Origin of the sequence: Aeromonas sp. R4-2 (genome assembly GCF_040908295.1) — a bacterium.
Taxonomy (GTDB): Bacteria; Pseudomonadota; Gammaproteobacteria; order Enterobacterales; family Aeromonadaceae; genus Aeromonas; species Aeromonas veronii.
In genome coordinates, this window is record NZ_JBFODL010000017.1 from 61,391 (window position 1) to 74,256 (window position 12,866).

Annotated in this window: 7 protein-coding genes; all 7 read right to left on the reverse strand. The window is 59.1% G+C overall.

Going from position 1 to position 12,866, the window contains the following annotated elements; genetic code table 11:
• Window positions 1-34: 34 nt before the first annotated feature.
• Window positions 35-2,092, reverse strand: a complete 2,058-nt coding sequence (gene kdpB / locus AB5Y99_RS16190; RefSeq protein ID WP_323894015.1) for a potassium-transporting ATPase subunit KdpB — start codon at window positions 2,090-2,092, stop codon at window positions 35-37.
• 67 nt (window positions 2,093-2,159) lie between these two features.
• Window positions 2,160-3,854 (reverse strand): potassium-transporting ATPase subunit KdpA, encoded by a 1,695-nt coding sequence (gene kdpA / locus AB5Y99_RS16195; RefSeq protein ID WP_279491500.1) that lies wholly within the window; start codon window positions 3,852-3,854, stop codon window positions 2,160-2,162.
• 562 nt (window positions 3,855-4,416) lie between these two features.
• A complete protein-coding gene (gene gorA / locus AB5Y99_RS16200; RefSeq protein WP_201991003.1) occupies window positions 4,417-5,766 on the reverse strand; it encodes a glutathione-disulfide reductase in 1,350 nt (449 codons plus the stop codon).
• Between the two features lie 76 nt (window positions 5,767-5,842).
• A complete protein-coding gene (locus AB5Y99_RS16205) occupies window positions 5,843-7,810 on the reverse strand; it encodes an ATP-binding protein (protein WP_279491501.1) in 1,968 nt (655 codons plus the stop codon).
• A 118-nt stretch (window positions 7,811-7,928) separates the two neighbouring features.
• Complete coding sequence (locus AB5Y99_RS16210; RefSeq protein ID WP_005355755.1) at window positions 7,929-11,009, reverse strand: multidrug efflux RND transporter permease subunit; 3,081 nt, start codon at window positions 11,007-11,009, stop codon at window positions 7,929-7,931.
• Window positions 11,010-11,024: 15 nt separating this feature from the next.
• Window positions 11,025-12,158 carry an efflux RND transporter periplasmic adaptor subunit gene (locus tag AB5Y99_RS16215; protein WP_279491502.1) on the reverse strand — a complete coding sequence of 378 codons (1,134 nt, stop codon included), beginning with the start codon at window positions 12,156-12,158 and terminating at the stop codon, window positions 11,025-11,027.
• A complete protein-coding gene (locus AB5Y99_RS16220) occupies window positions 12,155-12,751 on the reverse strand; it encodes a TetR/AcrR family transcriptional regulator (RefSeq protein ID WP_005339267.1) in 597 nt (198 codons plus the stop codon). The genes AB5Y99_RS16215 and AB5Y99_RS16220 overlap by 4 nt, the downstream gene beginning before the upstream one ends.
• Window positions 12,752-12,866 lie beyond the last annotated feature (115 nt).

The following is a 12,866-nucleotide window of genomic DNA, read 5'->3' on the forward strand; positions in this document are numbered from 1 at the left end:
GGATGCGGATCTGACCCGCATCCCGGTTATGTCGTTACACCAGACCCAGGCCGGTAATGACCAGATCGATCAGCTTGATGCCAATGAAAGGCACCAGCAGGCCACCGACACCGTAGATCAGCAGGTTGCGGCGCAGCAGGCTGGTGGCTGAGCCTTTCAGATCGACACCACGCAGTGCCAGCGGCACCAGCGCCACAATGATCAGGGCGTTGAAGATGATGGCCGACAGGATGGCGCTCTGCGGGCTGCCCAGCTGCATCAGGTTCAGTGCCCCCAGTTGCGGGTAGGCGGCGATGAACAGGGCTGGCAGGATGGCAAAGTACTTGGCCACGTCGTTGGCGATGGAGAAGGTGGTCAGGGCGCCACGGGTTACCAGCAACTGCTTGCCGACCAGCACCACATCCAGCAGCTTGGTGGGGTTGGAGTCGAGATCCACCAGATTGCCCGCCTCCTTGGCGGCCTGGGTGCCCTCGTTCATGGCCAGACCCACATCAGCCTGTGCCAGTGCCGGTGCATCGTTGGCACCGTCGCCGCACATGGCAACCAGACGACCATCGGCCTGCTCCTGACGGATATAGGCCAGCTTCTTCTCCGGCGTCGCTTCGGCGATGAAGTCATCCACCCCGGCTTCGGCGGCGATGGCGGCGGCGGTTTTCGGGTTGTCGCCGGTGATCATCACGGTGCGGATCCCCATATGGCGCAGGATCTGGAAGCGAGCCTTGATACCGGGCTTGATGATGTCCTTGAGGTAGACCACCCCCAACAGTTTCTCCTGAGTGCAGACCAGCAGCGGAGTCCCACCCTGACGGGCGATGCTGTCGACTGACTTGAGCACCAGCTCCGGCACCGCCTTGCGGTCGAGGCTGAGGTAGTTCAACACGGCATCCACCGCACCCTTGCGATATTGATGACCGTTGCGATCCAGTCCGCTCAGCCGGGTCTCGGCGCTGAAGGGGATCACCTTGTCGCTCTCCAGCTGGCTCGGCTTGGCCATGCTCTTGCTGGCCAGAGTCAGGATGGATTTGCCCTCCGGGGTATTGTCACCCAGCGAGGCCAGCATGGCGGCTTGTGCCAGCAGGGCGGGGTCGACTCCGGGGGCCGGGATCAACTCGTCGGCCATCCGGTTGCCGAAGGTGATGGTGCCGGTCTTGTCCAGCAGCAGGGTACGCACGTCACCAGCCGCTTCCACGGCACGGCCAGACTTGGCGATGACGTTCAGCTTCACCAGTCGATCCATACCGGCAATGCCGATGGCGGAGAGCAGGCCGCCAATGGTGGTCGGGATAAGGGTAATGAAGAGAGCGATCAGGTAGAGACGCGGTACCTGGGTGCCGTTGTAGTCGAGGAACCAGGGCAGGGTGGCGACCACCAGCAGGAAGATCAGGGTTAGGCCCACCAGCAGGGCGTCTAGCGCCATCTCGTTGGGGGTCTTCTGGCGCTTGGCCCCTTCCACCAGTGCGATCATCCGATCCAGCGTGCTCTCGCCCGGATTGTTGCTGACGCGCACCCAGATCTCGTCGGAGACGACCGTCGTGTTGCCGGTCACGCCGCTGCGGTCGGTACCCGACTCGCGAATGACGGGGGCGGATTCGCCGGTGATGGCGGCCTCGTTGACCGAGGCGATGCCGGCGACCACTTCGCCGTCGGCCGGGATCATCTCGCCGCTGCGTACCAGCACCAGATCCCCCTTCATCAGGCTGGTGGCGGGTACCCACTCGCCCTGACCATCTTTGGCATTCGCCACCCGACGGGCCTTGAGCTGGCTCATGCCCGCTTTCAGGCTGTCGGCGCGAGCCTTGCCGCGCCCCTCGGCCAGGGTTTCCGCAAAGTTGGCAAACCAGAGGGTGAGCCAGAGCCAGGCAGTCAGCTGCCAGGCCAGCGAAGGGGCGACGCCGGAGAGCGGCTGCCCCAGCAGGGACTCCACCGTCGCCATGACTGCGGCCAGCCAGAGGGTGAACAGGATGGGGCTGCCAAACAGCGCCTTGGGATTGAAGCGATAGAGGGCCTCAACCATTGCCTGGATGATCTGTGATTTCTGTTTTTTGCCCTTCACCAACATGGTGTCGGTGCTCATTGCAGTGGACTTGCTCATTGGAAAGCTCCCAGCATCAGATAGTTGGCCATTGGCATCCGGATGGTGATCGACAGGGTCAGGTTCATCAGAGTGCCCCTCCGATCAGACTCAGATGTTCGGCCACAGGGCCCAGTGCCAGCACCGGCAGGAAGGAGAGGCCACCTATCAGCAGGACGGTGATGATCAGCAGGGTAACGAACAGCGGGCCGCTGATGGGGAAGTCCCCTTCGCTCGTCTCCTGACGGGGCGCGCGGGCCAGCTGACCGGCGATGGCCAGTACCGGAATGATGTAGCCGAAGCGACCGAGCAGCATGGCCAGACCGATGGCGATGCACTGCCAGTTGTCACCGGCGGCAAAACCGGCGAAAGCGGAGCCGTTGTTGCCGGCAGCCGAGGCGTAGGCGTAGATGAGGCGTGACAGACCGTGCGGGCCATCATGGCCGATGATGGTGTTGGCATCCGGCATCAGCAGGGTGACACCACCGATCACCAAAACCCCCACCGGCATGACCAGCATGCTGGCGACGACCCACTTCATTTCGGTGATGCCGAGGCGTTTGCCCAGATAGGTCGGGGTACGTCCCACCATCAGGCCGCACAGGAACACGGTCAGCAACACGAACAGCATCATGCCGTAGATACCGGAGCCGACCCCGCCGAAGATGACCTCACCCAGCAGCATGTTGATCATGCCAACCATGCCGCCGAGCGGAGTAAAGCTGTCGTGCATGGCGTTGACGGCACCGTTGGAGGCGGCAGTAGTCGCCACTTCCCAGATGCTGGAGAGCACAGGGCCGAAGCGGCTCTCCTTGCCTTCCCAGTTGCCAGTCATGTTGCTGGCGTCAGTGGTGAGCTGGGCGATGGCGGGATCCGGTTTCAGCTCCTGGGAGAGGGAGATGAAGAGCCCCAGCACCAGCATGAGGGTCATGGCACCGAGAATGGCGCGGCTGTGGGCCATGTCCTTCACATAGCGGCCCAGAGTAAAGACCATGGCGGCGGCGATGGTGAGCAGGGCGACCATCTCCAGCCAGTTGGAGAGGGCGGTCGGGTTCTCGAACGGGTGGGCGGAGTTGATGCCGAAGAAGCCACCGCCGTTGGAGCCGAGCTGCTTTATGGCAATTTGTGAAGCTGCCGGGCCGAGGGGCAGCAGCTGCTCCTGACCTTCCACACCGTGGAACGGCAGATAGGCGGAGAGGCTTTGCGGCACCCCTTGCCACACCAGCACCAGCGCCATGATCAGCGCGATGGGCAGCAGCACATAGAGGCAGAAACGAACCAGATCCTGCCAGAAGTTGCCAAGGTTGATGGTCTGCTGACGGGCGATACCGCGGAACAGGGCAATGGCGACGGCAGCGCCCGTCCCTGCGGAGACGAAGTTCTGGGTGGTCAGGCCTACCATCTGGCTGAAGTAGGAGAGGCTGGCCTCACCGGAATAGGCTTGCCAGTTGGTGTTGGTCATAAAGCTGACCGCGGTGTTGAATGCCAGTTGCCAGCTCAGACCAGGCAGTTGTTGCGGGTTGAGGGGCAGCAACCCCTGCGCCATCAGGATCAGGAACAGCAGACCGAAACCGGCGCCGTTGAAGGCCAGCAGGCTGAGTGCGTAGGACTTCCAGTCCTGCTCCCGTCCATCGGTGCCACAGCAAGCCAGTGTGGCGCGCTCGACCGGTGCCAGCCAGCGGATTTTGCCTTCAAATACCCGATAGATGTAGTTGCCCAGCAGCGGTGCCGGTAGCAGAACCAGCAGCACGAAGGCCACCGGATAGATTATTTCTTGCCACATGTTCTAGTCCCTCACTCGTGGTCACGGTGCGTCAGGGCACGCATTGGATTGCTCACGAGGCTCGGCAGTTTGCTGGCCACCGGGTAGATAATTTCTTGCTGCATATAGGTAGTCCCTCACTCGTGACTGCGCGTGAGTGCGCGCATCAGATAGGCCATCAAGGCGAGGACGAGCAGCAGATATAGCCAATTCATATCGACTCCATTGAGATAATTAGCTGCGAGAGCCGATGTAAGACCATATCGACTCTGTTGGTGTCATTGACGCTGAAAAGGGTATGTAAAACAGGCGTAAAGGCGCCATAAAGCGCCATGTGGCAGGCGTAAAATCGGCGTAAAGAACGACGGATTTGCGAGATAAATGGCGAGGAGTGATCAAAAAACCCGGCCTGAGCCGGGTTTGGAAGAAGGGGTTACATGGCTGTAGACGCCGGCAGCTCGTGACAGGCCAACTTCATCTGCCCCTAGCGCATAGTGACGAACTCTTCCGCGCTGGTGGGGTGAGGCGTGGGAACGCAGTTGTTGAAGTTGGCCTGATAATGACAGGCCTGCTTCAAACGTGCTTATCGCATTGTCACGAACTCTTCAGCACTGGTCGGATGGATAGCCACGCAGTTGTCGAAGTCCGCCTTGGTGGCACCCATCTTCATGGCGACGCCGAAACCTTGCAGGATCTCGTCCATCGCAAAGCCGATGCCATGCAGACCGACCACCTTCTCTTCCGGGCCGACACAGACCAGCTTCATCCGGGTGGGCTGGCGATGCTGGGTCAGTGCCGAGTACATGGCGGTGAACTGGCTGCGGTAGACCTTCACCTGGTCCTCGCCGTATTCGGCGATAGCTTCAGGTTCGGTCATGCCTATGGTGCCGATGGGCGGGTGGCTGAACACCACGGTCGGTACCAGATCGTAGTTGAGGTGCTCGTTCGGCTTGTTGTTGAACAGCCGTTCGGAGAGGCGACGGCCCGCAGCGACGGCAACCGGGGTGAGCTGGATGCGACCAGTGTTGTCACCCACTGCATAGATGTTGGCGACGGCGGTGTTCTGGAACTTGTCGGTCGGGATAAAGCCCTTCTCGTCCAGCGCGATGCCAGCGGCAGCCAGATTGAGGTTGTCGGTTGCAGGTACCCGGCCGATGGCCCAGATCAGACAGTCGACGGTGAGATGGCGGCCATCTTCCAGTTGCAGGGTCAGGCTGTTGTCAGCATTCTTGAGCACGGCTTTGGGAATGGCGTGGGTGTGCAGCTTGGGCCCTTCCTGCGCCATGATTTCGACCAGTGTCTCGTGGATCATGGGGTCGAAGTTGCGCAGCGGCGCGTGCTTGCGCACCACCAGATGGGTCTCGGAGCCGAGCGCCTGCATCACGCCAGCAATCTCGACTGCGATGTAGCCCGCACCCACTACGGCAACCCGCTTGGGTTGGCTTTGCAGGTCAAAGAAACCGTCGGAGTCGATACCCAGCTCGGCACCCGGGATTGCCGGAATTTCCGGGCGGCCACCGGTAGCGATCAGGATATGATCGGCCGTGTAGTGCTCGCCATTAACCTCAATGGTGTTGCTACTGACGAAGCGGGCGAAGCCCTTGATGACGGTGATCTGGTTCTTGCCCAGCACGTTCTGATAGGACTGGTGAATGCGGCCGATGTAGGCCTGGCGGGACTCGACCAGCTTGGCCCAGTTGAAGTGGTTGAGGGTGGTGTCAAAGCCGTAGTCGGCGCCATATTTCATGGCATCGGCGATCTGGCCGGCATACCACATGGCCTTCTTCGGTACGCAGCCTACGTTGACGCAGGTTCCACCCAACTCTTTGGCTTCAATCAGGGCAACTTTCTTACCGTACATGGCAGCCCGGTTGGCAGAAGCAATACCGCCGCTGCCGCCGCCGATGGCGATATAGTCAAAATGCTGTGCCATTGCGAGGTTCTCCGCTCATTAAGAATGCAATCACAGCATGATGGGGATAAAGCGGCTGGCTCACAAGAGCCAGCGCTCAGTTATGTTGGATCGGCAGGCGAATATGGAACTGGGCACCCTGGCCCGGTTCGCTGGCACAGCTGATACGGCCTTTCAGCAGTTGCACCACCAGGTTGTAGATGATGTGGGTGCCCAGACCGCTGCCACCCTGACCCCGCTTGGAGGTGACGAAGGGATCGAAGATTCGCGGCAATATTTCTGGCGGGATGCCGCGGCCGTTGTCCGAGTAGTCGATAAACAGCTCCTCTCCCTGCTGTTCCACCTTGATGGTGATCTTCTTTGGTTTGTCCCAGTTGTCGAACCCGTGGTTGATGGAGTTGAGGATCAGGTTCGAGTAGATCTGGGTAAAACTGCCCGGGAAGGAGAAGATCGACAGCTTGGGATCGCACTGGATATCCACTTCGCACTGGCTCTTCTTCAGTTTGTGGCCAAGCGAGACCACCACCTGATGGAGGTTGTCGGCGAGGCTGAAGTTGTAGCGTGCTTCCGATGACTGGTCGACAGCCACCTGTTTGAAGCTGGCGATCAGCTCGGAGGCGCGCCGCAGGTTGCTCTGCAGCAGCTGCATCGACTCGTCGAGGTTGACGGTGAACTCGTTGAGATAGGAGCGCGACAGCTGCTTGGAGTCGATATGGGACTTGAAGTCGGCGACCCGCTCCTGCAGGTAGGAGGAGGCGGTCACGCTGATGCCGATCGGAGTGTTGATCTCGTGTGCCACCCCGGCTACCAGCGAGCCGAGGGAGGCCATCTTCTCGGACTCCACCAGGGTTTGCTGGGCCTGCTTCAGGTCGTCGTACGCCTTGCCCAGCTGGTTGTTGGCTTCGCTCAGGCTGCGGGTACGCTCCACCACCTTGCCTTCCAGCTGTTCGTTGAGCTGGATAATCTCCCGCTCGACCTTTTTCAGCTGGGTGATGTCGTAGCCGAAGCCGATCTGGTACTTGAGGTTGGGACCATCGTAGAAGGGGACGAAGGTCCATTGCAGTACCAGCTCATGAGCCTGCTGGTCATGCATGATGACCTCTTTGTCTGATAGTGAACCTTCCGCCGCCAGAATATCGTTCAGCTCTTCCCGTTGCGCCGGGCTGACAAAGAGATCCAGCCAGTTGTGTTGCAACAGCTCCTGCTGGTGGTAGCCGGTCAGCAAGATGGCTGCCGGGTTGATGCTGGCGATGGTCAAATCCGGTTCCATGCAGCAGATGACCATGTTGGCCGAGTTGATCAGGGTGGCGGAGAAATCCCGCTCCTGTTGCAGTTGTTCCACCGCCTGATGGCGAGCAACCAGCTCGTCACGCAGTCGGGTACGCATCTGGTTGAGGGTGGAGACCAGGGTATCCAGCTCATCGGGTTTCTTGCGTGGCTGCGGGCGGCCTTCCAGCTCCAGCGCCATGTCGAGCCGATCGAGGTTGAACTTCTGGGCGTAGTTGGCGATGCGGTTGATGTGCCTGACTACCAGATAATAAATGATGATCAGGATGCAAAATGAGACCACCAGCGTTTTGATGGTTTGGCTGACCATGATCAGCACCGATTTTTCGATGAGGCGCTGGTAGATCTGCTCGAGAGAGGCGGCAACGAACAGCTTGCCGACAATCTCCCCCTGATAGGTGAGGTTGAATTCTCGGGAGATATCATAGCTTTCCCGCTCGACCCCCTGGGTCAGCAGCGGGACTTCGGAGTTGCCGAGCATCTCCTTGACCATCACGAACTGCATGTTGGGCAGGTTCATGATCCCTTCAATTTGCACTTTGACCTGCTCTTCATCCAGGTTCCACAAGCTGGCGGCGATGGGTTGCAGGAACGAGGCCTCGATCTGGCCGATGCTGTCTTCGATGACGGCGACATCCTTGCGGTAATCCCAGGCGAGTTGCAGCGCCGTAATGATCATCGCCAATACGGTACTGCAGACCAGAATGTAGGAGAGCAGGCGATATGAGAGTCCGTTGCGGCCTACGGCCCTGGCGGTCTTGGTGAAGAGTCCTGACATGGCGTCCTTGCGGTCTGGATGTGGTGTTTTTTAGTTTAACTGCTTCATGCACTTATGTCGTCTTTCCTGCGAAGCATAAAAAAGGCCCCGTATCGGGGCCTTTGCATGTGATTGATGATTAATGTCCGCCGTTTGCTTTGGGCGGAATGGTTTCATCGAATACCGGCAAGGGTTTGTGCTCGGAAGCCAGATAGGTGTAGATCACCGGCAGCACGAACAGGGTGAACAGGGTACCGATGGCAAGACCTGCCACGATGACGATACCGATGCTGAAACGCTGTGCCGCACCGGCGCCTGCGGCGTAGAGCAGCGGGATCAGGCCGGCAATCATGGCGGCAGTGGTCATCAGGATCGGGCGCAGACGAACCTTGGCGGCTTGCATCACGGCTTCCATCCGGTTCATGCCGCGCAGCAGCTGCTCTTCCTTAGCTACTTCACAGATCAGGATACCGTGCTTGGTAATCAGACCCACCAGGGTGATGAGGCCCACCTGGGAGTAGATGTTCATGGTCGCCATACCCCATGCAAGGGCAATCAAGGCCCCGCTGATGGCGAGCGGTACAGAGACCATGATGACCAGCGGGTCACGCACCGACTCGAACTGGATTGCCAGCACCAGGAAGATGATGGCCAGTGCCAGCGCGAAGGTGGCATAGAGCGCATTGCCTTCGGTGACGAACTGACGGGCTTCACCCATGAAGTCGTAACGATAGCCTTGCGGCAGCTTCTCGTCGGCGGTGGTCTGGAACCAGTTGATCGCATCACCCATGGCCACGCCCGGAGCCGGAACGGCGCCTATGGTGGCAGAGTTCAGCTGGTTGAAGTGGGGCAGGGCGCGGGGCTCGCCAACCACTTCAATGCTGATCAGGCTGCCGAGCGGGATCGACTTGCCGTCGGCGGCCCGCACGTAATAGCCCTTGATGGACTCCGGATTGAGGCGGTACTTGCGCTCGACCTGCGGGATCACCTCGTAGGAGCGGCCATCCAGGTCGATACGGTTGACGTAACCGTCCGCCATCATGGTGCCCATGGTGATTCCGATATCCTGCATGGTGATGCCATAGGCACCCGCCTTGTCCTTGTCGATGCGGATCTTCATGGTGGCGGAGTCGTAGTTCAGATCGAGATCCGAATAGACGAACTGACCGTTACTCTGCGCCGCTGCCAGAATTTCACCGGCCACCAGGAACAGGCTTTCGAAGCTGTTGGGGGTGGTGATGACGAACTGGATCGGCAGACCACTCGATGCACCCGGCAGTTCCGGGAACTGGAAGGTGGTGATTGCCATACCCGGGATGTCTTTCACCAGATTGGCGACCCGATCCAGCACCTCTTTCTGGCTCGCTTCACGCTGGCTCCAGGGCACCATGGAGGCGATACCGAACGCCTGGTTGGCGTTGAACACCCCTGAGAAGACCTGGGAGAAGGCGATCTCGGGCTGGTCGTCCAGGATCTTGTTCACATCCGCCATGGTGTTTTCGATGTAGTCCAGGTTGGCGTTGGACGGTGCGGTACCCAGCACGGCCATTACCCCCTTGTCCTCTGACGGTGCCAGTTCGCTCGGGATGAACTTGAACAGCAGCGGCAGGCTGGCGAAGACGATGACGGCGAACACCACGATGACGGGGCGCTTTTTCATCACGGCGTGCAGCATGCTGTCGTAGCGATCGGTCATCCGCTCCAGCAGGTGATGGACTGTGCTCTCGAACTTGCCTGGCTGCTCGTTGGCCTTGAGCATCTTGGAACACATCATCGGGGATAGAGTCAGGGCGATGATGCCCGAGACGAACACGGCGCCAGCCAGCGTCAGGGCAAACTCCTTGAACAGGGAGCCTGTGATGCCCCCCATCAGGGCGATAGGCGCGTATACCGCCGCCAGGGTAACCGTCATGGCGATAACCGGCACCGCAATTTCACGGGTACCGATAATGGCGGCCCGGAACGGTTCTTCCCCCTCCTTGATATGGCGGTCGACGTTCTCCAGCACCACGATGGCGTCATCCACCACCAGACCGATCGCCAGCACCATCGCCAGCAGGGTCATCAGGTTTATCGAGAAGCCGAACATATCCATCATCATCACTACGCCGATAAGACTGAGCGGAATGGTGATGATCGGGATGATAACCGCGCGGAACGACCCGAGGAACAGGGTGATGACCACCAGAACGATGGCGGCTGCCTCCAGGATGGTCTTGATAACCTCGTGGATGGACTCGTTGATCGCCACGGTGGAGTCATACATCACGTTGAGACGCATGGTGCTCGGCATATTGCGCTCAAGGCTCGGCAGCAACGCCAGCACATCGTGGGCGATGTTGATGGGGTTGGCTGTCGGCGCGGCGTTGACCGCCATGACCACTGCTTCGCGGCCATTGGCGCTGGCGCGATAGATGTCGTGGCTCTTCTCGAGGGTCACCTTGGCAATGTCGGAAAGGCGGATCACCTTGCCGTCACGGGTAGCAACAACCAGACGCTTCAGCTCGTCGACATCCTTGACCTGGGTCTCGGCGTTGCCGTTGAACAGGGTGAAGTAACCGGTCGCCTGACCTGTCGCGGACTGATAGTTGTTGCTGTTGAGCACCGTCATCACGTCACTGGCAGTCAGGTTGAAGGCCGCCATCTTGGCCGGATCCAGCCATACCCGCAGGGCAAACTCGACACCGCCGTAGAGGTCAACCTTGGAGACCCCGCCGACAGTAAAGAGCTGCGGCTTGATAACCCGCTCCAGATAGTCGGTGATCTGGCTGGAATTGAGCTCCGGGCTGGTAAAACCGAGGTAGAGCACCGCTGTGGTTGAACCGGTGGAGGAGGTGACCGACGGGTCTTCCGCCTCTTTCGGCAACTGGGAGCGCACCGAGTTCACCTTCGCCAGGATGTCGGACAACGCGGCGTTGGGGTCGGTGTTGAGCTTCATGTACGCAGTGATGGTGGAGCTGCCCAGCTGGCTGGAGGAGGTCATGAAGTCGATGTTGTCGGCTTGCGCGACCGCCTGTTCCAGCGGCTGGGTGATGAACCCCTGGATCAGATCAGAACTGGCGCCATAGTAGCCAGTGCTGACGGTGATCACCGTGTTGGTCACCTCGGGGTATTCCCGTACCTGCATCTTGAAAATGGCCTGAAAGCCCAGCAAGGCGATCAGGAAGCTGAGCGAGATCGCCAGCACAGGCCGTTTTATAAATATGTCAGTAAATCGCATCGCAGATCTCCGCGCTTACAGCATCGGGGTTTGTGCCGGAACGGCCAGGGCATCGTTCTCGACCACATGCACCTTGGTGTCGTTGCTCAGGCGAACCTGACCCGACAGTACGATCTGGTCACCGGCCTGGATGCCGGAGAGCACATGCACATCGTTGCCACGGCGCTCACCGGCCTTGACCACAACCTGCTTGGCTCGCAGCACTTTCACCTTGTTACCCTCTTTGTCGGTCTCTTCGCCCTCTTTGAGCACGTAGACGTTCTGACCGTAAAGGGTGAAGGAGATAGCGGTCTGCGGGATCACGATCTGATCTTTCACCGTCGGCAGAATGATGCTGGCGCGGGCGAACATACCGGAACGGAGCTGACCGTCGTTGTTCGGAATGTCTGCCTGTACCTGGATCAGGCCGCTCTGGAAGTTGACCGCAGGCTCGATGGCGGTGATATGACCGTCAAACTGGGTTTTCGGATAGGCATCCACATTGATCTTGATGGTCTGGCCCAGCTTGATTTTGGAGATATCGGTCTGGGGCACGGTGAAGCGCAGGCGCATCACGCTGGTATCTTCCAGGCGCACGATATCTGTGCCCGGCTGCAGATACTGACCGAGGAACACATTGCGCAGGCCGACCACGCCGCTAAAGGGCGCACGGACTTCACGACGGGCAATGGTCGCCTTCAGACTCTCGATATCTGCTTCCAGTGAGCGATAGGCCGCTTCGGCTTCATCCAGCTGCTCTTTGGAGATGGAGCTGGTCTTGTAGAGGTTCTGGAAACGATCGAACTTGGCTTTTGCCGCCGGCAGCTTGGCCTGGGAGGCGCGCAGATTGGCCCGCTCCACGGTGGAGTCCAGGCTCAGCAGCAGCTGGTCAGCCTTGACCGGTTTGCCCGACTCGAAGGTGATGGCATCAATGGTGCCGGCCAGTTCGGTGGAGAGGGTCACCCCCTGATTCGGTTCGATGAAGCCGATCGCTTCGATGGTCGGTACCCAATCCTGCGCCTTGGTCACCATGGCGGTGACGGGGAACTCGGGTTCCGGCCGGTTGGCCATGTATTGGGCAATCATCTTCTGTTTGAACAAATTGAAGCCGATGACGCTGCCAAACAAGGCGATCGCTATCAGCAACATAATGGCCATCCACTTTTTCATGAACAGGCTCCTGAGGTGGAAAGATTGGGGGATAAAATGGCATTCCAGCTGGCCCGGATCGCGGTTTCCAACTGCGATTCGGTCAGCGTGATGTTGTGCACCCTGCACTGCAGGGCCAGATGCATGACACTGTCCAGACTCAACACCTGGAGTGCCCGTATCGGTAAATCAATAAACAATCCTTGTTCAACGCCCTGTTCAAAAAATCGGTCCAGAGGCTCCCAGGCAGCCAGAATGACAGGATTGGTCTCCAATTCTGCCCCTAGCGGAGAGCTCTCGTACTGCAATTTGCACCGGATAGCGTTGGGTTCGTTAACAAAAATGGCATGAATATTGAGCCATAATTGGCGAAATTGTTGAAATGAAACTTTATCGATTGCTACATCGGCCATGACCATGGGCACACACTGCAAGATAGTGTGCTGGTGCAGTTGCCGGATCAGATCATCCTTGTCGCCGAAGTAGCGATAGATGGTGCCGGTGGCAACATTGGCCTTCTTGGCGACTTCTGCAATCGACAGACCATGAAAACCCCGTTCACCCAGTACCTCATGGGCCGCGTTGAAGATGCTCTCTTTTTTATCCAGAATCATCAGTGTGACTTTCGATTGAATGAACGTTCATTCATTCTAGATGGGCATCAAATCAAGTCAAGGCAGCAAGGCGATTTGCGATTGCGATCAGCCCCTTTTCGGCTGTCAGCTGGGG